This is a genomic window from bacterium (assembly GCA_021372615.1).
Taxonomy (GTDB): Bacteria; Armatimonadota; Zipacnadia; order Zipacnadales; family UBA11051; genus JAJFUB01.
On the sequence record JAJFUB010000169.1, the window covers coordinates 1 to 25,013 of the forward strand.

At 69.0% G+C, this 25,013-nt stretch carries 21 protein-coding genes; 10 read left to right on the top strand and 11 right to left on the bottom strand.

What is annotated here, in order from left to right:
• The first annotated feature begins 335 nt into the window (after positions 1-335).
• Positions 336-719, top strand: a complete 384-nt coding sequence (locus LLH23_23465; protein MCE5241435.1) for a hypothetical protein — start codon at positions 336-338, stop codon at positions 717-719.
• 177 nt (positions 720-896) lie between these two features.
• On the opposite strand, the gene LLH23_23470 is transcribed toward LLH23_23465, so the two are convergent.
• The 10 genes from LLH23_23470 to LLH23_23515 form a co-directional block, all read right to left on the bottom strand.
• Positions 897-1,943, bottom strand: a complete 1,047-nt coding sequence (locus tag LLH23_23470) for a 3-isopropylmalate dehydrogenase (GenBank protein ID MCE5241436.1) — start codon at positions 1,941-1,943, stop codon at positions 897-899.
• Positions 1,944-2,017: 74 nt separating this feature from the next.
• Positions 2,018-3,004: a riboflavin biosynthesis protein RibF gene (gene ribF, locus LLH23_23475; protein ID MCE5241437.1), complete on the bottom strand. Its 987-nt coding sequence runs from the start codon at positions 3,002-3,004 to the stop codon at positions 2,018-2,020.
• An 85-nt stretch (positions 3,005-3,089) separates the two neighbouring features.
• The gene (truB, locus tag LLH23_23480) at positions 3,090-3,986 is read right to left on the bottom strand and encodes a tRNA pseudouridine(55) synthase TruB (GenBank protein MCE5241438.1); all 897 of its coding nucleotides are present in this window, start codon (positions 3,984-3,986) and stop codon (positions 3,090-3,092) included.
• Positions 3,987-4,064: 78 nt separating this feature from the next.
• On the bottom strand, positions 4,065-5,039 hold the full coding sequence (locus tag LLH23_23485) for a DHHA1 domain-containing protein (protein MCE5241439.1): 975 nt from the start codon (positions 5,037-5,039) through the stop codon (positions 4,065-4,067).
• Positions 5,036-5,644 carry a 30S ribosome-binding factor RbfA gene (gene rbfA, locus LLH23_23490; protein ID MCE5241440.1) on the bottom strand — a complete coding sequence of 203 codons (609 nt, stop codon included), beginning with the start codon at positions 5,642-5,644 and terminating at the stop codon, positions 5,036-5,038. Before rbfA ends, LLH23_23485 begins: the two co-directional genes overlap by 4 nt.
• A 51-nt stretch (positions 5,645-5,695) precedes the next feature.
• Positions 5,696-5,983 carry a DUF503 domain-containing protein gene (locus LLH23_23495; GenBank protein ID MCE5241441.1) on the bottom strand — a complete coding sequence of 96 codons (288 nt, stop codon included), beginning with the start codon at positions 5,981-5,983 and terminating at the stop codon, positions 5,696-5,698.
• Positions 5,983-6,633 (bottom strand): hypothetical protein, encoded by a 651-nt coding sequence (locus tag LLH23_23500; GenBank protein MCE5241442.1) that lies wholly within the window; start codon positions 6,631-6,633, stop codon positions 5,983-5,985. Before LLH23_23500 ends, LLH23_23495 begins: the two co-directional genes overlap by 1 nt.
• 23 nt (positions 6,634-6,656) lie before the next feature.
• The gene (infB, locus tag LLH23_23505) at positions 6,657-8,729 is read right to left on the bottom strand and encodes a translation initiation factor IF-2 (protein ID MCE5241443.1); all 2,073 of its coding nucleotides are present in this window, start codon (positions 8,727-8,729) and stop codon (positions 6,657-6,659) included.
• Between the two features lie 195 nt (positions 8,730-8,924).
• Positions 8,925-10,205, bottom strand: a complete 1,281-nt coding sequence (gene nusA, locus LLH23_23510) for a transcription termination factor NusA (protein ID MCE5241444.1) — start codon at positions 10,203-10,205, stop codon at positions 8,925-8,927.
• A 122-nt stretch (positions 10,206-10,327) separates the two neighbouring features.
• A complete protein-coding gene (locus tag LLH23_23515) occupies positions 10,328-10,825 on the bottom strand; it encodes a ribosome maturation factor RimP (protein ID MCE5241445.1) in 498 nt (165 codons plus the stop codon).
• Between the two features lie 332 nt (positions 10,826-11,157).
• Between LLH23_23515 and LLH23_23520 the strand changes: the two genes are divergently transcribed.
• The 5 genes from LLH23_23520 to LLH23_23540 all read left to right on the top strand — a co-directional run bounded on the left by LLH23_23520 (position 11,158) and on the right by LLH23_23540 (position 16,673).
• Positions 11,158-11,676 carry a phosphoribosylformylglycinamidine synthase subunit PurS gene (locus LLH23_23520; protein ID MCE5241446.1) on the top strand — a complete coding sequence of 173 codons (519 nt, stop codon included), beginning with the start codon at positions 11,158-11,160 and terminating at the stop codon, positions 11,674-11,676.
• 337 nt (positions 11,677-12,013) lie between these two features.
• On the top strand, positions 12,014-12,373 hold the full coding sequence (locus LLH23_23525; protein ID MCE5241447.1) for a hypothetical protein: 360 nt from the start codon (positions 12,014-12,016) through the stop codon (positions 12,371-12,373).
• Positions 12,374-12,711: 338 nt separating this feature from the next.
• Positions 12,712-13,797 carry a carboxypeptidase-like regulatory domain-containing protein gene (locus LLH23_23530; protein MCE5241448.1) on the top strand — a complete coding sequence of 362 codons (1,086 nt, stop codon included), beginning with the start codon at positions 12,712-12,714 and terminating at the stop codon, positions 13,795-13,797.
• A gap of 140 nt (positions 13,798-13,937) precedes the next feature.
• The gene (locus tag LLH23_23535) at positions 13,938-15,938 is read left to right on the top strand and encodes a right-handed parallel beta-helix repeat-containing protein (protein MCE5241449.1); all 2,001 of its coding nucleotides are present in this window, start codon (positions 13,938-13,940) and stop codon (positions 15,936-15,938) included.
• 87 nt (positions 15,939-16,025) lie between these two features.
• Positions 16,026-16,673, top strand: coding sequence for a DUF1559 domain-containing protein (locus LLH23_23540; protein ID MCE5241450.1), 648 nt, complete (start codon positions 16,026-16,028; stop codon positions 16,671-16,673).
• A 288-nt stretch (positions 16,674-16,961) separates the two neighbouring features.
• Here LLH23_23540 and LLH23_23545 read toward each other — a convergent pair whose 3' ends face one another.
• Entirely contained in the window at positions 16,962-17,729 is a 768-nt protein-coding gene (locus LLH23_23545) for a sugar phosphate isomerase/epimerase (protein ID MCE5241451.1), read from the bottom strand.
• A 143-nt stretch (positions 17,730-17,872) separates the two neighbouring features.
• On the opposite strand from LLH23_23545, the gene LLH23_23550 reads away from it, so the two are divergent.
• The 4 genes from LLH23_23550 (at position 17,873) to LLH23_23565 (ending at position 24,900) form a co-directional block, all read left to right on the top strand.
• Positions 17,873-18,433 carry an NUDIX hydrolase gene (locus tag LLH23_23550; GenBank protein ID MCE5241452.1) on the top strand — a complete coding sequence of 187 codons (561 nt, stop codon included), beginning with the start codon at positions 17,873-17,875 and terminating at the stop codon, positions 18,431-18,433.
• Positions 18,434-18,527: 94 nt separating this feature from the next.
• Complete coding sequence (locus LLH23_23555; protein MCE5241453.1) at positions 18,528-20,570, top strand: amylo-alpha-1,6-glucosidase; 2,043 nt, start codon at positions 18,528-18,530, stop codon at positions 20,568-20,570.
• 246 nt (positions 20,571-20,816) lie between these two features.
• A complete protein-coding gene (locus LLH23_23560; GenBank protein ID MCE5241454.1) occupies positions 20,817-22,793 on the top strand; it encodes a glycoside hydrolase family 15 protein in 1,977 nt (658 codons plus the stop codon).
• Between the two features lie 373 nt (positions 22,794-23,166).
• Positions 23,167-24,900 carry a DUF1957 domain-containing protein gene (locus tag LLH23_23565; protein ID MCE5241455.1) on the top strand — a complete coding sequence of 578 codons (1,734 nt, stop codon included), beginning with the start codon at positions 23,167-23,169 and terminating at the stop codon, positions 24,898-24,900.
• Positions 24,901-25,013 lie beyond the last annotated feature (113 nt).

Consider the following 25,013-nt stretch of genomic DNA (forward strand, 5'->3'; position numbering starts at 1 on the left):
TGAGGGGATGAGGGGATGAGGGGATGAGGGGATGAGGGGATGAGGGGATGAGGGGATGAGGGGATGAGGGGATGAGGGGATGGAGAGATGAGGGGATGAGGAGGCTGTGGGAGCGGTCACCGACCGCGACCGACTGGCGGCATGAGGCGATGGGCCCGCCGGTGACAGGGGCGTCCGCCCCGCCCTCCCCAATCCCGACTCCCCCCGCAGGTAAACACCCACGCCTCGCCGAACCGTTTTGTGGTATGATGTGCCCCGGAAGTCGCAGCGCCGACGGGGCGGGGCCAGCGGGGTGGGGGAGTGGGGCGCATTCTCACCTAGAGGAGCGAGTGCAGATGAGATCGGGGCTCTTGTCGCTGCTGACGTTGGCGCTACTGCTGTCGGCCACCGGGGCCATGGCCCTGGAGAAGCCGCAGGTGACCATGCCGCAAGAAGGGGCCGTACTGGGGCCCAACTACGACATCACCGGCAGCATGCCCTACAAGGCCTTCCTGGTGCTGCTCACCGATGTCCTGACCGCTGACGGTACGGTGCTGCGCACGGTGCCCGGCATCCGCCACTGGACCGCCGCCGACGGCACCTTCCACTTCCGCGCCGCCAGCCCCCGTGTCTCGATCGGCGAGAAGAACACCGTGGTCAGCTACCGCATCCGCCTGTTCGAGGCCACCGCCCAGGGCAACGGTCCCGAGACGGTCATCAACTGCGCGATGGAGCAGTAGGGCAGGGGACAGGGAACAGCGGTCAGGGAGCAGGGCTCCGGCCTGACCGTCCTCCGCAGGAATCAGAACGGCGCAGCCGCCTTCACGTGGCTGCGCCGTTGTTGTTTGCCGTTGCTGTCTGCCGTACGCCGTATGCCGTTCCCGTTCTTCCGTCCTTCGGTTCTTCCGTTCCCGCCGTCAGATCAGGCTGGCCACCAGGTCGCCGGTCTGCTGCGTCGCGCCCTCCGGCCCCGTCGTCGTCGGCACCTTGCCGGTGGCCAGCGCCGTGGTGATGGCCGTGTCTATCGCCTGCGCGGCGGCCGCTTCGCCCAGCGTCTCGAGCATCATCTGCACCGCCGCGATGGCCGCGATCGGGCAGGCCTTGCCCAGGCCGGCGTGCTTGGGCGCGCTGCCGTGGATCGGCTCGAACATCGAGACGCCCTCGGGGTTGATGTTGCCCGAGGCCGCCACGCCCATCCCGCCCTGGATCATCGCGCCCAGGTCCGTGATGATGTCGCCGAACATGTTGGTCGTCACGATCACGTCGAACCACTCGGGGTTCTTGACGAACCACATGCAGCAGGCGTCTACGAAGGCGTGCTCCTGGGTGATGTCGGAGTACTCCTGGCCGACCTCGGCATATGTCCGCGTCCACAGGTCGTGGCCGTGGGTCAGCACGTTGGCCTTATCCACCATGGTGATGGTGTTGTTCTTGGCGCGCTGGCGGGCCAGCTCGAAGGCGTAGCGGATGATCCGCTCGGTGCCCTTGCGGGTGTACACCGCGAGCTGGGTGGCCACCTCATCGGGCGTCCCCTTCTTCATGCTCCCGCCAATGCCCACATACATGTCCTCGGTGTTCTCGCGCACGACCACGAAGTCAATGTCCTCGGGCCCCTTGTCCTTCAGGGGCGTGTCCACGCCGGGGTACAGCTTCACGGGCCGCAGATTCACGTACTGATCCAGGTCGAAGCGCAGCTTCAGCAGGATGCCGTGCTCGAGGATGCCCGGCTGCACGTCGGGGTGGCCAACCGCCCCCAGGTAGATCGCGTCCACCTGGCGCAGCTCATCCATGACTGAATCCGGCAGCACCTCGCCGGTCTTCAGGTAGCGTTCGCCGCCGATGTCATAGGGGATCGTCTCATACTTCAGGCTGAACTTGCGGGCCACGACCTCCAGCACCTTGAGGCCCTCGGCGACAACCTCCGGGCCGATACCATCACAGGGCAGCAAAGCGATCTTGTACATGGTAACATCCTTTCATCATGTGGATGCGTCTGGTCTGTTCCAATCGTCTGTGTTGCGCGCCCACGCGGCAACGGCTATCTCCTCTGGCACGCCCCCGGCCGCCCGCCTCCGGGCGTCAGGGCATGGCACAATTCCCGTGTCCGCTGCACATCCCGGGCGATCTGCGCCGCCAGCTCCTCCGGCCCGGCGAACTTCCGCTGCTCGCGCAGATACTGGACGAACTCCAACCGCAGCACATGGCCGGTCAGATCGGGCACGTCCGCGTCCAGCAGGTGTGCCTCGATGAGCGTCTCGCCGGCGTCGAACGTCGGCGCCGTGCCGATGGAGATGGCCGCCGACCAGGACCCCGCTTCGGCTCCGGGCGTCTCGTCAACCGCCAGGCCGGCGTACACGCCCTCGCGCGGGATCAGCTTGTCCGCGGGCGGCTCGATGTTCGCGGTGGGAAAGCCCAGGTCGCGCCCCACGCCGCGCCCGCGCACCACGCGTCCCGCAAAGCTGTAGTGCCGCCCCAGCATATTGGCCGCGGTCTCGACCTGCCCCTCCCACAGCGCCTGCCGGATGGCCGAACTATTGATGCGCAGGTCCGCCAGTTGCATGATGGGCGGCTGCACCACCTCGATGCCGTGGGCGTGGCATAGCTGGGCGATGCGGCCGATGTCGGCCCGCTCGCGGCCCATCGTGTGGGTCGCGCTCGCCACCAGCACCTGCACCCCCAGCCGCGCCGCCAGCACCTCGGCGATGAAGCGTTCGGCCGGCCACGCGGCCAGCGTGGTGTCAAAGTCCAGCACGGCCATCAGGTCGCAGCACAGCGACGCCGCCAGTGCAATGCGCTCCTCCAGCGTGATGAGGCGGCGTGGAGGGTCATCGGCCGGCGCGAAGAACTGCGTCGGTGGCGGCTCAAAGGTCACGATCGCCGACTCCAGGTCCCGCTCGGTCGCCAGCGCACACAGGCGGTTGAGCAGGTACTGGTGTCCCAGGTGGAAGCCGTCGAAGGCGCCGACACATGCCGCGCGCCCGCGCTCTCCCCGTCCCAGGTTGTCTAGTCCGCGCACGACTTGCATAGCCAACACCCGGACGCAGTGGTCGGGGTCGGTGACCCCTCCTACCCTCGTCCCGAGAGAACTGACCGCTCCGTCGTGGGAGCGGTCACCGACCGCGACCGGCCGGAAACACCTTCCTCGGCTGCAGCGACGCTCCCCGCTCGCGCACCACCTCAGCCAGGCACACAACCTCCCCGGCCTCGTCCACCACCAGCGCCCGCCCCTCGGGCGGCTCCCCCGCCACTGCCATGGTCCGCCCCTGCCGCAGCGCCTGTGCCGTCGCCTCGTCCACATCCACCCGCGGCATGTCCGGCAGCGCCTCGGCCATCGGGATGACGTGGCGTGCCGGGTCTTCCGCCAACTCCTCGAACGTCACAGCTTGCTCGAGCGTGTGGCTGCCCACGCGCGTGCGCAGCAGCATCGTCAGGCACGCCCCGCAGCCCAGCCCCTCCCCGACCATCGCCGCCAGGGACCGCACGTACGTCCCCTTGGAGCACACCACATCCACCAGCGCCGTGGCCGTCTCGCCGGGGGCGAACCCCAGTAGGCGCAGCGCGTAGATCGTGACCTGCCGCAGCGGCGCCTCGACCGCTTCGCCCGCCCGGGCCAGCTCATACAGCCGCCGCCCGCCGACACTGATCGCCGAATGGGCCGGCGGCCGCATCTCTACTGCCCCCGTCAACCCCGCCAGGACCTCTCTCAGGTCTGCCTCACTCACCGTCGCCGCCGAGTGCCGCGATGTAACCTGCCCCTCGGCGTCTAGCGTATCAGTCGTCATCCCGAGCGTGATCTCTGCCCGGTAGGCCTTGTCTGCCGCCTCGACGAACTCCACCAGCCGCGTCGCCGGCCCCACGGCCACGACCAGCACCCCCGCCGCCGCCGGGTCGAGCGTCCCCGTGTGCCCCACGGCCCGGGTGTGCAGCAGCCGCCGCACGACCTGCACCACATCGTGTGAGGTCATGCCCGGGGGCTTGAGCAGGTTCAGAAAGCCGCACGCAACCATGATAGGGCAAGTGATGAATGCAGAATGATGAATGATGAGTGGGGGAGCCGGCTCTGTGCGGGGCCCATTCAGCACTCATCATTCATCATTCCGCGTTTGCCTCTCCAGTTCCTCAAGGACGCGGGCGCTGACCTCAGCGAAGGAGCCATTGACGTCGCAGCCCGCGGCGCGGGCATGGCCGCCGCCGCCGAACCGCTGCGCCACCGCCGCTACGTCCACGCGGCGCGAGCGCAGGCTGATCTGCCATCGGTCCTCGCGCTCGGGCGCCTTGAACAGCACCGCCGCCTGCTGGCCCTCGACCTGCTTGAGCGCGTCCACGATGCCCTCGGTGTCGCCCGCGCCGGTGCCGGTGTCGCGGAAGTCCTTGGGCCCCAGCACCGCCCACGCGATGCGGCTCGCGCGGGTCAGTTGCGCGCCCTGCAGCGCCCGGCCCAGCAGTTGCGTCCGCGGCACGGAGCGCGTCTCGCTGACGGCCTCGGCGATGGCCGTGGGCGCCGCGCCCGCCGCCACCAACTCGGCCGCCTCCCGCAACGCCGTCGCGTCGGTGTTCTCGAACCGGAAGAAGCCCGTGTCCGTCGCGACCCCGGTGTACAGGCACGTCGCCGTGTCCACGCTCACCGGCCACCCCAGGGCCTGCAGCACCCGATGCACAAGCTGCGCCGTCGAGGCCGCACTGCTATCCACATAGCGCACCTGCCCGAACGGCTCGCCGGTGGCGTGGTGGTCCATGACGGCCAGCACGGGCGCCCGCTTCAGCGCCTCCCCCAGCGCCCCCACGCGGTCCAGACCGTCGCAGTCCAGCATGAGCGCCACTTCCGGCGTCCCCTGCACGACCTGGGCGAATTGCTCCGCCCCCGGCAGCCACCGGTAGTGTTCCGGCAGCGGCGTCGGCGCCACGACTTGCACGGCCTTGCCCTGGCCGCGCAGCGCCTCGGCCAACCCCAGCGCCGCCCCCGCCGCGTCGCCGTCGGGCCCCTTGTGGACGGCCAGTACAAAACTGGCCCTCGCTTGCAGGAGGGCCACCAGTTCAGGCGGAGGCGCGACGGGCCTCATCCCCGCCCCCCCTGGTCATCAGCCTCTTCGTCCCCATCGTCGTCCTCGTCGTCGTCCCCCTCATCGTCGTCCTCGTCGTCGTCCTCGTCGTCGAAATCCTCTGCCTCGACGTCCTCGTCCTCGAACTCGTCGTCGAAGTCCTCATCGTCAGCGTCATCATCAGGTGCGGCGGGCCCCGCCGAACCACCGGAGTCAGCCTCCGCCCCCGTGGCCGCCAGCTCCCTCTCCTGCGCCTCGTGCCGCTCCAGGTCCGGCCCCAGCGTCTCGTGCTGGTCGTGCAGCAGTTGCGCCATGCGCTGGGCCTTCGCCGCGGTCTCGTCGTAGATGAACCGCAGCTTGGGGATATAGCGCAGGTCAATCCGGTCGGCCAGCAGTGCGTTGATGTGCTTGCGGGCCCGCAGCAGCCCCTTGATGGAGTCCTGCACTTGCTCAGGCGTGCCCAGCACGCTGAAGAACACCTTCGCATGCCGCAGGTCCGAGGACACCTCGACTTCGGTCAGGGTGACGAAGCCGATCAGCGGGTCGTGGATCTCGCGCCGCAGGATGTCGGCGATCTCGTCACGGATCAGTTGTCCGACTCGTTCCAGGCGTGTGTTCATGGTCATCCTCGGGGGACTGTCCCCGGACGGGCCGCAGGCCCGGGAGGGGGCTGTCCCCTACAAGCGCTCGACCCGGCTATCCTGCACCACCGCTCGGGGCTCGGACTCGATGAAGTCCAGCACCTTGTCCAGCACCCGCGTCACGTGCTGCGCGTCGTTGGCCACGGTCGTCACGGCGATCACGGCCAGGCGGTGGTTGTCCAGGGCATCCACTTCGGCCACGGCGACATTGAACTTGTGCGCCACGCGCCCCAGCAGGCTGCTGACGACGCTCCGCTTGTCCTTGAGGCTCATGGCGTCGGACACATACAGCTCGACGGTCAGCAGGCCGACGACGGGGTCCATCAACGCGCTCCCCAGGTCGCCATGCCCTTGAGCATCCGCCGCCGGTTCGCCTGATCCCAGGTGACCCGGCCGCCGACCATGCCGAAGCGGGCGTCCTTGTAGTTCATCACGCTGCGTTCGGGGAAGCGCTCATCCACAATGTCCACCGCGCCGAACCAGTGGCTGATCTCGTGGCACAGCATGGCCACGGTCTTGGCGTTGACGGGCTCGGCGGCCTGGGCCTTCACAAACAGTCGGGGCCATTGGGAGACGCCCGACCAGTAGACGGCCTTGCGGCCGGTGAGGGCGATCAGGCAGTTGGCGCGCGTCCCCGTCGGCCATGCCTGGGGGACGTACTTGGCGAAGATGCGCTGGCCGTCCAGCGCGCCGGCGGGGAGGGTCCAGGAGCCCAGGCCGGCCAGCTTCAGGCTCACCGGGAACTGAGTCTGCATCTGCCGCTCGGTTTCCCAGAGCCAGTTGTTGACAGCGGTGCGGCCCGGTCCGCGCAGGTCGCCGAAGCGGCGCGTGAAGTCCTCGTCCACGACGACGTAGGCCCGCAGGGCTACCGTCGGGCGCACGCTCGCCGGCGGCGGCGCCCCGCCCCCCGCACATCCGGTCAAGCCCCAGCACAGCGCCGCGATGGCCGCCAGCAGTCCTGCCCCTCGTCTCACCGCTGCCGTCCCTGCCTCTCGTGCTACGAGACCGGCTGCAGCTTCCGCTCGACGGTGACCTGCATCGTGGCCTCGACCTTGTCGCCGACCTTCCAGCCCCGGAAGTCAGTCGCGGCCAGACCGCACTCGGCGGGTGCCTGCATCACGGACACATCCTGGTTGAAGTGCCGCAGCGACGTCAGCTTGCCCCGGTAGACTTCCTCGCCGTCGCGCGTCACGACGATGTCGGCGTTCGGCCGCATCTCCCCGTCCGTCACGCGCGAGCCGGCCACGACACCCACCCGCGAGATGCGGAAGATCTGCAGGACCTCGGCCTTGCCCAGGTACTGGGTCTCGATGAGCGGCTCGAGCATCCCGAAGGCGGCGGCGCGGAAGTCGTCGAGCACCTGGTAGATGATGCGGTAGGTGCGGACCTCGACGCCCTCACTGGCGGCAGCCTGCAGGACCGACGCGTCGGCTTCCACGTGGAAGCCCACGACGATGGCCTTGGAGGCCGTGGCCAGCAGCACATCGGACTCGCTCACCGCGCCCACGCCGACGTGGATGACGTTGATCTTGACCTCTTCCAGCTCTTCATTGAGCTGCAGCAGCGAGCTCTCCAGGGCCTGCGCCGAGCCGTAGGCGTCGGCCTTGATGATGACATTGAGGTCCTTGATCTGGCCGCCCTGCAGCGTATGGTACAGCTCGCGCAGCGCCGCGCCCTGCGCGCCGATCGCCTGATGCTCGCGCAGCACCAGCGCGTTCTGCTCGGCCATCACGCGCGCTTCCTTGGGGGTGGCGACGCGGATCATCACGTCGCCGGACTCGGGCACATCGGACAGGCCGATGACCGAAGCCGGGTGGCCGGGCTCCACCGTCTTGATGGTCTTGCCCAGCCAGTTGCGCAGCCGTCGCACGCGGCCGTACGCCGTGCCGCACACCACCACATCGCCCACGCTCAGCCGGCCGTTGCGCACCAGTACCGTCGCCACCGGGCCCTGGCTCTGGTCGAGCTGCGCCTCCACGATGATCCCCGCCAGGTCGGCGTTCGGGTCGGCCCACAGCTCCTGCACTTCCGCGACGATGTGCAGCATCTCCATCAGGTTGTCGAGGCCCTCGCCGGTCCTGGCCGAGATGGGCACGACGATGGTGCTGCCGCCCCACTCCTCGGGGACCAGTTCGTGCTCCAGCAGTTGCTGCTTGACGCGATCCACGTTGGCGTCGGGCAGGTCCACCTTGTTGATGGCCACGACGATGGGCACCTGCGCGGCCTTGGCATGGTTGATGGCTTCCACCGTCTGCGGCATGATGCCGTCGTCGGCCGCCACAATGATGATGGCGATATCGGTGACCTGCGCCCCGCGGGCGCGCATGGCCGTGAAGGCCGCGTGGCCGGGGGTATCCAGGAACACGATGGGCTTGCCGTCATGGGATATCTCGGAGGCGCCGATGTGCTGGGTGATGCCGCCGGCCTCGCCCGCGGCGATCTGCGTGTTGCGCAGCGCGTCCAGCAGGCTGGTCTTGCCGTGGTCAATGTGCCCGAGCACGGTGACGACCGGGGGCACGTCAATGGCCCACTCGGGGCGGTCGCCGGACGGGCGCCGCGCCATGTCGGGAATGGGCTTGACCAGGGGCGCTTCCTCTTCCTCGCCGGCCCGGCCCTGCATGGCCGCCAGGTGCTCCTCCAGCTCCATGAGGCCCTCGTGCAGGCGCGGCGGGCCACCGGGCAGCCGGCCTTCGCGCTCCTTCTTCTCGCGCTCCTCGCGCTCGCGTTCCTTCTTCTCTTCCTCGGTCATCGGGGGCGCGGTCGCGGCCTCCCCTTCGGGCGCGGGGGCCTCGGCCGGCGCAGCCTTGCCGCGGCCACGCTTGGCCGCCGGCGCTGCCGCGGGTGCCGCTGCCTCCTTGGCAGCAGCCGCCTCGGCCACCTTGGCTTCCTCGGCCGCCTTGACCTTGGCGGCCTGCTCGCCGATGATGTCGCGCAAGGCCGTCGCCGTCTCATCATCAATGGCCGACGCCTTGGTGACATTCTCCACGCCCAGCTTGGCCAGGGCGGCCAGCAGCGCTTCCGTCTGCAGCCCCATCTCCTTGGCCAATTGGAAAACCCGTACCTTCGCCAAAATAAGACACCTCCGCGGCTAACCCGCGTAGTGAGGGGACTGTCCCCTTGGAGCGCGGCTCTCCAGAGCCGCAAGGGGCTGTCCCCGCCTCCCTTACTGCATCAGGTCGCGGGGCCCCGCCCGCCTGCGCGCTGTGCGCTACGGCGGGCACCCCACGACTCCCCGTGACTGCGTCGCCGGCCCCCCGTCCCGGCCCTACTCCTCGAAGTTGTCCAGCGTGCCCGAGCCGCCACTGAGCAACTCGCGCAGCATCTTCGCGACATCCTCGGAGACCGTGCTGGCGTGACTGGTGACTTCCACGCCCTCCTCCTGCAGGATCTCGACGAGGTCCTTGCTCTCGACTTCCAGTTCCTTGGCCAGCTCGTAGATGCGGAAGCGCCGCTCCTCCTTGGCCTCGGCGGGGGCGGCAGTCTCGGCGCTCGCCGCGGCGGCCGCCAGTGCCAGGTCCGGCGCCTCGGCCCACTGGCTCTCGCTGCGGATGTCAATCCGCCAGCCGGTCAGTTGCGCCGCCAGCCGCACGTTCTGCCCGCGCCGGCCGATGGCCAGCGAGAGCTGGTTGTCCGGGGCGATGACGGTCGCGGACTGCTCGTCCATGTTCGGCAGCACTTGGCTGACGCGCGCCGGCGACAGCGCGCTCTTGAGGTACTCGCGGATATCGTCATTGAACCGCACGATATCAATCTTCTCGCCGCGCAGTTCGTCCACAATCGCTTGCACGCGCGCGCCGCGATGGCCCACGCACGCGCCCACCGCATCCACCTGCGTGTCGGTCGAGAGCACCGCGACCTTGGAGCGGGCCCCCGGCTCGCGCGCCACCGACTTGATCTGCACGATGCCGTCATAGACCTCCGGCACCTCCAGCTCAAAGAGCCGGGTGACCAGTTGCGGGTGGGTGCGCGACACAATGATCTGGGGGGTCTTGGTGGTCTTGCGGACTTCCAGCAGATACACCTTCAGCCGGTCATTGAAGCGGTACGGCTCGCCGGGGATCTGCTCGTGGGCCGGCAGCAGCGCCTCGGCCCGGCCCAGCGCCACGAACACATTGCGCGCGTCCTTGCGCTGCACCTCGGCGGTGACGACCTCGCCGACGCGGTGGCTGAACTCGTCAAACACGATCTCGCGCTCGGCCTCGCGGATGCGCTGCATGACGACCTGCTTGGCCGTCTGCGCCGCGATGCGGCCGAACTCGTGGGTATCCACTTCCCGCTCTTCGTACTGCAGCAGCCCCTGCTCGGCCAGCGCTTCGAGGTCCAGCGGCTCAGCCCCTTCGGGCTGTTCGGGGAGGATGGGCTTGCGCACGATCATCCGCATCGTCCGCGCCCCCATGTCAATCTGCAGCCGCACCTCCTCGGTCGAGCCGTAGTGCTTGCGGTAGGCCGAAGACATGGCCGCCTCCACGGTCTGCACCAGGGAGGTCAGGGGAATGTCCTTTTCCTTCTGAAGCTGCTCCAGGGCCTCGAGGAACTCTCCGTTCATGTATTTCAACTCCCGTTGCTTGGGGAAAATGATGCACTACGACTGATGAATGCTGGATGGGACCTCACCGGTGGCGCTGCCAGCCCGGAGGCTGCGGCAGCGCCTTCATCATTCATCAGTCATCATTCCGCATTTGTCTTTGCCTCGTCCGGCCACTCATGCACCAGGTGCGCCTGTTCCACATCATCCAGCGGCAGGCGCTCGACCTGCTCGCCCACCTGCAACACCACCTGCCCGTCCTCCAGGCCCTGCAGGCTCCCCCGTACCGTCGCCCGCTTGCCCTCGGCATCGCGCGTCGTCACGGCGGCCCTCCGGCCTGCAAAGCGCGCGAAATCCTCATCGCGCGTCAGCGGCCGGTTGATGCCGGGCGACGACACCAGCAGATGATAGCTGCCCGAGATCGGGTCGAGCACATCCAGCAGCACCGACAGCCGCTCGGTCATGTACTGGCAGTCGTTGGTGGTCACGCCACCGGGCTTGTCCATGTACACCGACAGCGTCTGGTTGCCGGGCGGCCCGCCGAACTTGATCTGCACCAGTTCGTAGCCGAAGTCCCGCAGCGTCTGCTCGACTTCCCCCTCGATCCTCTCCACGACCGGGTGCTTCGCCGCCTGTTTCACGTTTGGCCGCCCTGAAAAGCAAAAAGAGAGTGGGCGGAACGCCCACTCCCAGGAAGAGTCCCTGAGATTGACTACAGCCCAAGTATAACCATGTGCCCCCGGCAGTGCAAGAGGAAAGTGCGATACCGGCCCCGCAGAGGCCGTGTGAGGTCATCCTGCCAGTCCCTCAACCACCAGGGCGGGGTGTCGGCTGCGCCGACACCCCGCCCTAACCACGAGACACCGCCCCACTGCCCCTCCCTCTGTGTCGTCATCTGCCTCCCGCGGCCACGAAGGTATCCTCGCCCCGTCGGCGAATTGCCCCTCACTATTGTTGCCATCGGAGCCTGACCATGAAGAACGTCGAGCTGCTGGTCCGTCTGAAGATCCCGGATGTCACGGCCTTGACCGCCGCCAACGCCCTGCGCCGCAGCATGGGCTACTCCCAACTGCGCGAGTTGGGCCGGGCCGACTACTACCGCCTGGCGCTGAACGCCGACACCGACGACGAGGCGGTCGCCCTCGCGCGCGAGCTGGCCGAGAAGACCAACCTGTTCGTCAACCCCAACAAGCACGTCTACGAGGTCGTTACGAGCCACGCAACCGCCGCCCCGGCCCAGGGGCAGCGCGCGCAGGTCCTCGTGACCGACCCGCACGACGGCTCCGCTGAGGGGATGCTCTCGGCCCTCCAGGGCCGTCTGGGCTATGCCGACCGCGTCGCGGGCCTGACCCGGGGCGTGCTGTGGACGATGGTGCTGGACGTACCGGACGCCGCCGAGGCGCGCCGCCTGGCCGCCGAGATGGCCGAGACCAAGTCCCTGGAGAAGGGCCTGCTGGTCAACCCCCATTTCCAGGAATTCGAGGTCTGGTAACGCCCCACCACCCCCTCGCCTCAAGTCGCCCTCGCCCCGCCGCCGGACTGTGCCCCAGTCCCACGGCGGGGCGAGCGCTTCCGGTCCCCGGTGTTACCCCCTCGCCGCGGTAGCCCACCTGTCCCGCAGTGGCACGCCCCTTCGCAGCGGCCTCTCTCCCAGTAGCGCGGGCGGCCTCGCCCGCGCGCCGCGGCAGCGGGCAGGCGAGGCCGCCTGCCCTACTGGAAGCGAGTGGCTGCCGCCGCGACGGTGCAACAGAAGGACTCTCTACCCTAAGTAGCGAACACTACCCATAGCTTCTGGAACTTGCCCGGATTCCGCAGGGGAGGGTACGGTCATGTTGCAGGCTATGTCGCGCCTGACCACCAAGAACGACGTCCTGCGCGTAGTCATCTCGCTACTTGTCTGCCTCGGGCTCTGGCTGATCGTCGAGGGGATGGTGCAGTCCACCCGCGGCCGCGTGCTGTGGCCAGTCATCTTTGGCGGCCTGTTCCTGCTCATCGCTTATCTGACGGTCCACAGTCTCGCCGTCCGCGCGCGGAAGCTGCTGGGCGGGCGCTGCCCTCACCCGCTCTGCCATGGCACCGTGCACCACAGCGAGGCCGTGCCGAAGGGCTTCCTGCTCTGCCCGACCTGCAAGAACCGTTGGCCGGAAGTCCAGGGCATCAAGTTCCGCGCCAGCGGCCGCGAGCACTAACCTGAACAGGCGTTGCCTTTGCCGTCCCCCTCCCTTCAGGGAGGGGGTAGGGGGTAGGCCGCCGTTGCCGTCCCTCACGTCGTCCTACCCCCGGCCCTTCGGGCCGACCCCTCCCTGAAGGGAGGGGTTAGGGAGCACTACCGTGGCCGTCGCCGTCCCCCTCCCTTCAGGGAGGGGGTAGGGGGTAGACCGCCGTTGCCTGCGGGCCTGGGAACGATCCCGCTCACGTCCCACATTCGTGCGACGTTTCATGGAACAATGCGCAGACCCACCAAGTCATACCCACACGCTGCCCTCGGCAGCCAAGCGCGAGTACACCCAGAGGCGAGGGAGTGGCTATGCGTTACCTCATGCTGACCGTCGTCGTGTTGGTGCTGCTGGGGCTGGCGGGCTGCGGGGGGGGTGGTGGGGGCAACAACAACGATGACGGCACGGGGCGCGTCACCGGCACCCTGGCCGCCGCCAATCCCGCCTCGTACCGCATCGTCGTCGATGGCGACGAACTCACCCTTGCCCCTGAGGCCGATGGCTCCTTCGCCATCCCGGACCTCCCGCCCGGCTCCCACACCATCGGGTTCATCTCCGGCTCCGGCATGGCCGGCGCCTACATCACGGTGGACATAGACCCGGGGGACACGACCGACATCGGTGACGTCACGCCGGTGGCCGGCGGCCAGATCGTCGGCCTTGTGTACCAACTGGGCGACGACGGCGTCACCCTCACTCCCCTGGCCGGGGTCGAGGTGCTGGCCGATCCCGAGCCCATCTACTACTACGAGGGGGCGGACGCGTCGCTGGCCCAGGCGACGGCCCGTGACGGCGAGGCTGTGACGCTCAAGGCCATCACCGACAGCAACGGGAGCTATGTCATCCCGGCCGTCCCTGAGGGCGACTACGTGGTCACGGTCAACGTCCCCGGCCTCGTGCAGGGCGTGGCGTATGTCTGGGTATCCCCCGGCAGCACCGCCGTCGCCGACTTCCAGTTGGTCTCGGTCATCGAGGAGGGTATCGGGACCATCGCGGGGCACGTGACCGCGGCCCTGGAGGCCGGCGGCAGTGAGGCCCTGGGCGGCGCCCTGGTCACTGTCTACTCCGACGGCCCCTGGCGGCCCATCGTCCCGACCGACCCCATCGCACTTTCAGCGGGGGTCAAGGCCCTCGGTGTCGCCCCTCCGGGCGCGGACGGCATCATCGCGCCCCCCTACTACTTCAGCGACTTCTCCACCCTCACCGCCAAGGATGGCTCCTACTCGCTCAATGTCCCCAGCGGCCATTTGCAGATCGGCGTCTGGGCTGAAGGCTACAACTACGTCTCCGACACGGCGACTCTGCTGCCCGACGCGACCCTGACCCGGGACTACGAACTCACGCCCTGGACCGACTGGCCGATAGACGACCCCACGACGGGCACACGGAGCAAGTAGGCTCGCGCCTCTGCCGCCCCTCGACATCGTGCTGCATTGCGGGAGCCGCCCCCCCACGGAGGGCGGCTCCTGCCGTTCCCCCGCACCTGTCATCCATGCTATAATCGCCCACCACCACCCCCTTACGGAAGGACCAGCCCATGCCTCGTCTGCTGCTCGCCGCACTCGCCTCCCTTCTGGCACTCTCCTGCGCCTGCGCCCAGGTCAACCAGAAGGCCATTGACGACGTCGCCGCCGGCAAGCTCACCGAAGCCAAAGCTTCCTGGTGGGGCTTTGACGCCACCGACGCCACCGCGTGCCTCCAGGCCGCCATCAACTCCAAGGTCCCGAAGCTGACCGTGGACAATGTCGGCAAGCCCTGGATCGTCACCCCGATCAGGCTCGTCGGCAACCAGGAGATCACCTTCGAGAAGGGTGTCGAGGTCCTCGCCAAGGCCGATGAGTTCAAGGGCGGCAACGACTCCCTCTTCAGCGCCCGCCTCGCCCAGAACATCACCCTCAGCGGCTACGGCGCCACGCTCCGCATGCGGCGTGCCGACTACGACGACGCCACCCGCTACAAGCACGCCGAATGGCGTCACGTCCTGCAGTTCCATAGCTGCAGCAGCATCAAGGTCCTCGGGCTCACCCTCGCCGAAAGTGGTGGCGACGGCATCTACCTGGGCACCGGCCAGGCCGGCGTCCCCAACAAGAACGTCGTCATCCGGGACGTCATCTGCGACAAGAACTACCGCCAGGGCATCAGCGTCATCTCCGCCGAGGACCTGCTGATCGAGAACACAATCATGCGCGACACCGCCGGCACCGCCCCGATGGCTGGCATTGACTTCGAGCCGAACGGTCCCGACGAGCGAATCGCCAACTGCGTGATGCGCAACTGCGTGGCCGAGGGCAACAACAGTTGGGGCTACGTCGCCTATCTGCCGCCCCTGCGCGCCACCTCCGCCCCCGTCGGCCTGCGCCTGGAGAACTGCAAGGCCCTGAGCAACAAGGCCGGCGCCTTCGGCTTCGTCACCAACGGCACGGCCGAGGCTGCCGTGCCCGGCAAGGTGGAGCTGATCAACTGCGAGTTCACGGGCAACGGCGGCTCGGCGTTCGGCCTCGTCGGCAACCCGCCCCCGCCGGTAGGCTGCCGCATCACCGTGCAAGGCTGCCGGTTCCTGGACAACGCTGTGACCAAGCCCGCGGAGGCCCCCATCGTGTTCGGGACCCGTCAGGGCGCCGATCTCGATGTGGGCGGCGTCACGTTCACCGATGTCGTCGTGCGCGACCCCGTCGCCCGTAACCCCATGGTCTTCGTGGACATGGCCTCGGGCCTCAACGTCTCCGATGTCACCGGCAATCTCATCCTCGAGAAGGACGGCCGGCAGCAGAAGGTCGAGCTGACCAGAGAGCTGCTGGGCCAGTGGATGCCGGTCATCGTCCTCAAGAAGATCCCCCGGATCCACCCGAAGGGCATGGCCTTCGCGCCGCTGCAGGCCCCAGCCGCCGGCCAGAAGCTCGCGCTGGGGAGCTGGCGCCTGCGCAAGGCCGGCGCGGCCTGCGTCTGGGCCAGGCAGGGCGATGCCGTCACCGTCACGATCAGCTCCGGCCAGATCGGCAGGTACGCCGCGAACCCGGTCGCCGTCGTCGTCACCTCCCCGTCCGGCCAGGAAGTCACGAAGGTCCAGGCCCCGTTCGGCCAGGAGAGCCCGATCAGCTTCACTGCCCCCGAGACTGGTCTGTACCTGCTGCGCAGTGACGCCGGCGGCAACTACGCCGTCTACACCGCCAGCACTCACCCCTTCAACCTGTGCTACGACGGCGAGGCCATCCACTTCATCTCCTCCACCGGCACGCTGTACTTCTACGTCCCGGCCGGGACGAAGGAGTTCGGCCTGCGGGTCAACGGCGAGGGTCTCGGCGAGGGCGTCAAGGCGACCCTGACCAACGGCGCCGGGGAGGTCGTGCAGGAGAAGGACAACGTGGCGCGCACCGACATGTTCACCGTCGAGCTGCCGCAGCCGTCGCCCGGGGGGACGTGGAGCCTCAAGCTCGAGAAGCCCTCAGCGATGGCGATGGAGGACTACTACATCGACCCGCTCGGCATCCCGCCGCTGCTGGCCCCGAGCAAGGAGTGCCTGCTCAAGCCGGCCCAGTAATGCGCACGCAGGCGCAACGCACGAAAGCAGGAAGTCCCTGGTCTGCGCCGAACTAGTAAGTATCCCTGCCCACGCGAGGTACTACTGATGATGCGCAGACCAGGTTTCACCCTTATCGAGCTACTCGTCGTCATCGCGATCATCGCCATTCTGGCGGCGATCCTGTTCCCCGTCTTCGCCAAGGCGCGTGAGAAGGCGCGCCAGTCCAGTTGCTCGTCGAACCTCAAGCAGCTCGCCCTGAGCGTCCTGCAGTACGTGCAGGACTACGACGAGACCTTCCCTGTCTGGTTCCGGACGCAGTACCCCAACTCCCCGGACCACCCAACCGTGGTCGTCTACCCGTACATCAAGAACGCCCAGGTCTACGTCTGCCCCTCCATGACCCCGACCTTCGGGCCCTACCGCGGCTTCCCGATCATGGGTCCCACCACCTACGGCTATGGCTTCAGTTGGTACATCTTCGGCAATGACACCACCCGCACCGCCTACACGCTGGGCCAGATCACCAAGCCCGCCGAGGTCGTCATGATCGGCGACGCCCAGCACTGCTGGGGTGGCGGCGACGCCATCCCGTACGCCAACACCTGCTGTGACACCACGCGACCCACTTCAGGCAACCCCTCGCGGCACAATGGCGGCGAGAACCTGAGCTTCGTGGACGGGCATGTCAAGTGGATGAACTCCGAGGCCATCAAGGGCGACTGGACCAACCTCCGCAACCCGTTCCGGTTGTAGCTCCCTGGGAGCGCCGGCCGCCTGCCGGCCCCTGCACAGACAACAGGGCGGAGCGCACCTGGTGCGCTCCGCCCTGCCATCGCCGTCGCCGTTTCCCCTCTCCGGAGCGTAGCGAGGGAGAGGGGTAGGGGTGAGGAGCCGTGAGCCGTCGCCGTTCCCCTCTCCGGAGCGCAGCGAAAGAGAGGGGGAGAGGTGAGGACGCCGTGAGCCGTCGCCGTTTCCCCTCTCCGGAGCGTAGCGAGGGAGAGGGGCAGGGGTGAGGACGCCGTCCGTCTTGGCCGTCCCTCCCTACTCCACGACCCCGAGCCCCCGCAGGTGCGCCACGCACTCCCGCACATTGGCTTCCATCAGGTCCACGCTGTTGGCCGACCCGGCCACGCCCTCCAGTTCCATCGTCCACGGCCCCACGAACCCCACCTCATCCAGCACCGCCGCCACGCCCGCGAAGTCCACGATGCCCTGCCCCAGGTTGGGGAAGTTCGGGTCGTGGTAGCCGCCGGGGGTGTCCTTGGCGTGCAGGCTGCGCACGAACTGCGCCGCCTTGCGCGCCTCCTCCACCACGTTGACATCCTCGTTGTAGTAGTAGATGTTGGCCGTGTCCAGGTTCCACCCGATGGCCGGGTGGCCGATGGCCGCCAGGTTGGCTGCCGCCTTGTCGCCGTTCTCGCACAGGTCCTCGTGCGTCTCCATGGCCAGGAACAGCCCGTGGTCGGCCACGATGTCGCCCACCTGCCGCAGCAGCGCGAAGGCCTCCGCATGGGGCGTCTCGCCCGCGTGCATGCTGACGAAGAACCCCCTGGCCCCCAGCTTCTGGGCGTACGCCGACGCCTGGCGCATGGTGCCCAGCAGCACCTCGGCATCATTGAGCGGCGTCGGGTGGGCATGGACGGTGGACACCTGCAGCCCGTGGGGCTCGATGGTCCGCAGCACGTCCTCGGCGCTCTCGCCGTCCTTCATGACGATCTCCAGGTACTTCAGGTCCAGACCGGCGACCCGCTCCAGGGGCAACTGGGGGCTGCTGACATAGCCGACGCGATAGGACAGGATGTTGGGCATGGGAACTCCTCAGAGGGTGAAGTATGAAGGATGAAGCATGAAGGAACAGCACCGCCGGCAGGGCTTCAGAACGGACACCTTCATCCTTCATCCTTCTGACTTCATCCTTCCCAAAGGGATTCCCTCCCCCGAAAGCCAACAACATGGGCATGGAACGTGACGCCGAACTCGAGGAAATCCTGCTGGCCTCCGAGCACATCTTCCGGGGCAAGATCCTGCGCGTCGTGGTGGACACGGTGCGCCTGCCGGACGGCCGCGAGGCCACGCGCGAGGTCATCCACCACAACGGTGCGGTCGGCATGGTCCCGCTCACCGACGACGGGCAGGTCCTGCTGGTCCGCCAGTGGCGTCACGCGACAGGTCGCGCCTTGCTGGAGATCCCGGCCGGGGCCCTCGCCCACGGCGAAGAGCCGGACGCGTGCGCCTGCCGCGAGTTGGCCGAGGAGACCGGGTGCGTCGCCCGCCGCCTGGACGTGCTGACCGTGCTCTACACGGCCCCGGGCTATGTCGGCGAGGCCATCACGATCTACCTGGCGCGCGACCTGCACCCCCAGGACGCCATGGGCGACGATGACGAGAACGTGCAGGTCGTGCCACTACCCTTTGAGGAGGCCGTAGCCCGCTGCCTTGGCGGCGAGATCTGCGACGGCAAGACCATAGCCGCCCTGCTCCTGGCCCGCGAGTTCCTGGCTGCCGAGCCGTAGCGGCGCGATCCATCGCGCCACGCGTGCGCCCCGAGCCAACCCGATCTCGCCCCATACATCATTCATCATTCATCATTCGCCGTCCCCCACTCCCATGACCCACTTCAACTCCACCATCCTCCACGACCTCCCCGCCGCCCTCCGCCGCGAGTGGCTCGAGACCGACGGCCTCGGCGGCTTCGCGATGGGGACCATCGTGGGCGCCAACACCCGCCGCTACCACGGCCTCCTGGTCGCCGCCGCCGAGCCCCCCGTCGGCCGCCGCGTGCTGGTGGCCAAGGTGGAGGACCGCCTGCTCGCCGACGGCGCCGTCCTCGAGTTGAGCTGCAACGAGTACGACGGGGCCATCCACCCGCAGGGCCACCTGTGCCAGGAGGAGTTCCGCCTCGACCCCTGGCCGGTCTGCACCTGGGCGCAGGACGGCTTCCGCCTGCGCCGGTCGCTGTTCATGCCGCACGGCCTGGGCCTGACGGTGCTCCGCTACGACCTGCTGGACGCCCCACAGCCGGCCTGGCTGCACTGCCGCCCCCTGGTCGCCGGCCGCGACATGCACCACCTGCAGCGCTCCGGCGGCGGCCTCAAGCCCCACACCGACCTGTCGGCCCACCGGCTCGCCATGCAGCCGTATGACCCGGCCTCGCGCTTTGCCCTCGATTTCCCGCACGGCGAGTTCCGCCCCGATGGCCTGTGGTACTACAACTTCCGCTACGCCCGCGAGCAGGAGCGCGGCCTGGACTACCTGGAGGACCTCTACAGCCCCGGCGAGGTCGTCTGGCTGCTGCGCCCGGGCGAGACGGTCTGGCTGGTGCTCAGCCGCGACGCCGTGGGAGCGGTCACCGACCGCGAAGACTGCGAGGCCCTGATGGCCGCCGAACGGCAGCGTCGCGACACCGTGGGAGCGGTCACCGACCGCGAAGGCTGCGAGGCCCTGATGGCCGCCGAACGACAGCGTCGCGACGCCGTGGGAGCGGTCACCGACCGCGACGACGAGGTCGCCGCCCGCCTGGCCCTCGCCGCCGACCAGTTCATTGTGGACCGCACCGTCCGCGCCGTCCCCTCCCGGACGATCATCGCCGGCTATCCATGGTTTGGCGACTGGGGCCGGGACACGATGATCGCGCTCTTCGGCCTGACACTGACCACCCGGCGCTATGCCGATTGCCGCGCCATGCTCGAGACCTTCGTCGCCGGGATGCGCCACGGCCTCGTCCCCAACCTGTTCGTGGAAAGCGGCGACCCGGGCTACAACACTGTGGACGCCACGTTGTGGCTGTTCGTGGCCCTGCGGCGCTACCTGCAAGCCACCGGCGACATGGCCTTCCTCGCCGCCATCTGGCCCGCCCTGCGCGAGTCGCTGGAGGCGCACCTCGCGGGCACGGACTTCGGCATTCACATGACCGAGGACGGCCTTCTGACCGCCGGCGACGCCTCGACGCAACTGACGTGGATGGACGCCAAGGTGGACGACTGGGTGGTCACGCCCCGCCACGGCAAGGCGGTCGAGATCAACGGCTTGTGGTACAATGCCCTCCGCATCGGCGCCTTCCTGGCCGACAAGCTAGGCGACGCGACTGCCGCGCGCTACGAGGCTCTCGCCCGGCGCACGAAGACAGGCTTCACGCAGTTCTGGTATGCTGAGGGCGGCTACTGTTACGATGTCCTGCGCCCGGACGGCCCCGATGCGGCCCTGCGCCCGAACCAACTCATCGCCTGCGCCCTGCCGTACCATGTGCTGGGCCCGGCGCAGCGCCGCAGCATCCTGGAGCAGGCCACAGCGCACCTGCTGACCCCATACGGCCTGCGTACGCTGGCCCCCGGCAGCGAGGGCTATTGCGCCCACTACGGCGGCGACCGCTGGGCCCGCGACGGGGCCTATCACCAGGGCACGGTCTGGCCCTGGCTGCTGGGCCCGTACCTGACGACATGGTTCGACGTGATGGGCGTGAGCGACGACACCCGCCGCCAGGCAAGGGCCTTGCTCCAGCCGTTGGTCGCGCATCTGGACGACGCCGGCCTGGGCTCGATCTCCGAGATCTTCGATGCCGAGGCCCCATACGCTCCGCACGGCTGCCCCGCGCAAGCCTGGAGCGTAGGCGAACTCCTCCGCTGCTGGGTCCAGTACAAACTGGCCCAGTAGCCGCCGTTGCCGTTCCCCCTCCCTTCAGGGAGGGGGTAGGGGGTAGGCAGCCGTCGCCGTCCGTGCCGTCTACAGTACTCACCGTCGCACGGCGTCCTAGCCCCGCGCCTGCGGCGCGACCCCTCCCTAAAGGGAGGGGTTGGGCACATCGCCGTTGCCTTTCCCCCTCCCTTCAGGGAGGGGGTAGGGGGTAGGCCGCCGTTCGCCGCTCGCCGCCGCCAGCACAACTCAGGAACTCACCAACACATGGTCTTTCTCCCCACCTCCGCCGTCGGCAATGGCCGCACCCTCTGCACCCTCGGCCGCGCCGGCGAGATCATGACTCTCTTCTACCCGCGCCTGGACTTCGCCCAGAACATCGAGGAGTGCCTCCCCGCCCTGTACCTGGGCGAGCCCGGCCACGGCCGCCTCCTCTACACCTTCGAGCACGAGTTCGCCAGCGCGCAACGCTACCTCCCGGACACGAACATCGTCGTGACGGAGCTGCGCCTGTCCGACCCACCGCTGGAGATCACCTTCACGGACTTCTGCCCGCCCGACAGCACGAGCCTCATCCGCCTGGTCCGCCTCGCCAACCCCGGCGAGCACACCGTCTCGGGCGCTTTCGGGCACTACTTCGATCTGCGCCTGGGCGAAGTCTACGGCAAGCAAGCCGCGGGCTATGACCCGGCCGCCGGGCACTTCGTGCAGTACTTCCGCGGCGTCGCGGTCGCCGTGGGCGGCTCCGCCCCGGACACCTCACGCGTGGGCAAGTCGCTGGCCTTCGACGAGCGCAGCGCCAAGTTCGACCTGCAGGACGGCCACCTGAACGGTCAGTCCGACGACATCGGCCGCGTCAACTTCGCCGGGCTGCACCGCTTCTCGCTGGCGCCGGGGGAGCGCGCCGACCTGTGGCTGGTGCTGTCGGCCGGCCCGTCGCGCGAGGCGGCGGTGGCCGAGCTGCGCCGCCTCAAGAACCTCGGCCCCGACGCCCTGCTACGCCTGACGCAGGACTACTGGACCCATTGGCTCAGCCGCCGCGTCCCCGTCGAGCTGCCCGACGAGTTCGAGCAGGCGTATCGCCGGGCGCTACTGTCGCTGGCGCTGCTCCAGGACGAGGCCACCGGGAGCATCATCGCCGCCCCGGAGTTCGACCCGGGCTACGAGCGCTGCGGCGGCTATGGCTACTGCTGGCCCCGCGACGCCTCCGAAGCCGCCGGGGCGCTGGCGCAGGCCGGCTATCCCGACGCTCTCCGCCGCCTGTGCGAGTGGTACCGCGTGGCGCAGCTCCCACATGGCCTGTGGGGCCAGCGTCACTGGTCGGACGGCCAGGTCGCGGCCTCGTGGGCGCTACGCCGGGGCTTTGAGCAGCTCGACCAGACCGCAGCCGCCCTCGATTCGGTCTGTCAGTTCATCCTCGCCGGCGACGCCGCCGAGGGCCCCCGCCGCCTGGACGCGTACTGGGACTGCGTCGAGCGCGCCGCCCGCGCCCTGTCCGAACAGGTGGACGACCGCGGCCTGCACCACTTCGCCTGCGACCTGTGGGAGACATACTGCGGCGTCTTCCTGTACACCAACGCCGCCTTCGCTCGGGCCTTTGACGCCGCGCACGGTTGCGCGCTCCTGGCGGATCGCCCGGCCCTGGCGGACGAGTGGCTGCAGACCTCGAAGCGTCTGGCCGAGGCCTGCAAGAACCTGTACAATGGCGTTGCCTTCCCGCGCGGCCTGAACGCCGCGGGCGACCTGGACGAGGCCGTGGACACTGCCAACCTCGGCCTGGTCGAGCCCTGGCGCGTGCTGTCGCCGCACGACCCGCGCGACCGCGCGATGATCCTGTCGAACCTGCAGGAGACCGAGCGCCGTCTGCGCCAGCCGTTGGGCGACCATGTGGGCCTCCGCCGCTTCGAGGGTGACGGCTACCTGGGCGGCGTGGTCGGCTGTGTGAACACGCTGTGGGCCGCGCAGGTGTACCTCCGCCTGGCGGCGGCCGAGCAGGCCGACAAGCCCGACGAAGCCCGCGAGTTCCGCGACCGGGCGGTGGCGTACGTGCGCTGCTGCCTGGCCCACACGACGCCGACGGGCCTGCTGCCCGAGCTGATCGGCCTGCAGCCCGACACGCCCTACTGGGCCGCCCCGCACGCCTGGGCCTCGGCCCTGATGGTCCGCTGTACCCACCTCCTCCACGAGACCCGGGGACTGGGTGGAGCAGAGGGTGAAGGGTCGAGGGGCGAGGGTCAAGGGTAACGGCCACGGCGCCGGCGCCATCGAGGCCCGGACGCCGTTACCGTCGAGGCCCGGAGGGCCGACTCAATCTAGGCGGGGGCGGAAGCCCCCGTCCGCACGGGCCGCCCTGCTTCCCCTCGGCGGAGTCGTGGGGTGCCCCGCAGGGGCGGTGCCCCACGAACGCCCCCGGCCGGGTCGGAGGTAGGCGCGGGCGTGGCGCCGGATGTGTCGCCCCTCCGGGCCTCTTGGCGGAGGGGAGGATGAGGGATGCCCGGCGGACGGGCGCTGCCGCGCCGTCATTGTCACCATCGGCCAATGCCCGGATGCCTTTGCCGTTACCCTTGACCCTTGACCCTAGACCCTGAACCCTTGACCCTCCGCCCCTGGAGTCCCTATGGAATCGCCGTTTGGCGCCATCTGCCTCATTCTCCATGGCCACATCCCGTACGTCCTGGGCCACAGCACCTGGCCGCATGGCAGCAACATGATGTACGAGGCCGCGGCCGACACGTACATCCCGCTGCTGTGGGCCTGTGAGGAGCTGGCTCACGAGGGCATCCCCATGAACATCACCCTGGGGCTGACGCCCATCGTGATGGAGCAGCTCGCCGACGAGCGCTTCCAGGAGTGGTTCCCCGGCTATCTGGAGCACCGCTGCTGGAAGGCCGCCGAGAACGCCGACGAGTTCCGGGCCCGCGGCGACGGCCACCTGGCCTACCTGGCCGAGCGCTGGCGCGATCATTTCGCGGCCCTGCAGGAAGCCTACGTGGGGCGGTACGAGCGCGACCTGCTGGGCCAGTTCCGCCGGCACCAGGACGAGGGGCGCCTGGAGATCATGGCCTCGGCCGCCACCCATGGCTACCTGCCGCTGCTGCATGAGGAGGGCAGCGTGCAGGGCCAGATCATGCAGGGGCTGGACACCTACGAGCGCCACATGGGCCGCCGCGCCCGGGCCTTCTGGCTGCCCGAGTGCGCCTACCGCCCCCGGACCATGTGGGCCTCCCCGCTCTCGGGCGCCCGCGAGACCCCCTGGCCGCGCAAGGGCCTCGAGGAGTTCCTGGGCGAGAACGGCGTGGACTACTTCATCGTGGACAACCGCGTGGGGCTCGCCGGCGGCGACCCGCTGCCGGTCCGCGTCGAGCGTGAAGACACTCTCGGCAAGGCCTGGAGCCGCATCGTCCGCGCGGGTGACTATGCCGACCCCAAGACGGTCTACCGCCCGTACTTCGTCGGCCGCCACTTCGAGGATCACCCCCCGGTGGCCGCCCTCATCCGCGACCCGGGCACCTCGGAGAAGGTCTGGAGCGGCGACATCGGCTACCCGGGCGACTTCAACTACCTCGACTTCCACAAGAAGCACGTCCCCGGCGACCACCGCTACTGGCGCATCACCGATGCCGCCCACGACCTGGGCTCCAAGCAGCCCTACCAGCCCGAGTGGGCCGAGGAGCACGTGCGCGAGCACGCCGGCAACTTCCTGTGGACCGTCAAGGAGACGCTGCTGCACGCCCCCCACCCGGACGGCCAGCTCCCGGCCGTGATCGCCCCCTTCGATGCCGAGCTGTTCGGCCACTGGTGGTACGAAGGGCCGCGCTGGCTCGTGCACGCCCTCCGCTGGATGCACTTCGATCCCGACCTGCAGGTGATGACGGGCTCGCAGTACGTCCGCCGGCACGAGCCGACGTCGGCGGTCACGCTGCCGGAGGGCTCCTGGGGCGTGAACGCCACCCACGAGGTCTGGCTCAACCCCGACCTCGAATGGGTCTGGCGGCGCATCTACGACGCGGAGGCCGACTTCCAGGCGCTCGTGCGCGACCACGGCCCCGGCCACGATGACTCCATGCGGGCCCTCGTCCAGCAGGCCGCCCGCGAGCTGCTCCTCCTGCAGGCCTCCGACTGGCCCTTCCTCATCACCACCGGCACGGCGGCGGACTACGCCGCCCAGCGCCTCGTGGGGCACCACGAGGACTACAAGCGCGTGGCCGAGATGGCCCGCCGCTACGGCCGCCGCGAGACCCTGTCCGAGGACGACTGGGCCTGGCTGGGGCAGCTCCAGGAGCGCGACCGCCCCTTCCCGGACGCCGACCCAACCCACTTCGGCGCCATCCGGTACCCCGCTCGGACGTAGTGCGGGCTTCCAGCCCGCACTGGAACCTTGCCTTGCCGCAGTGCTACGAACCCCCGGCAAACGTCCGTATCTCGTGCTACTTGGGGCCGCTACACGAGGCCCCAAGTAGTGTA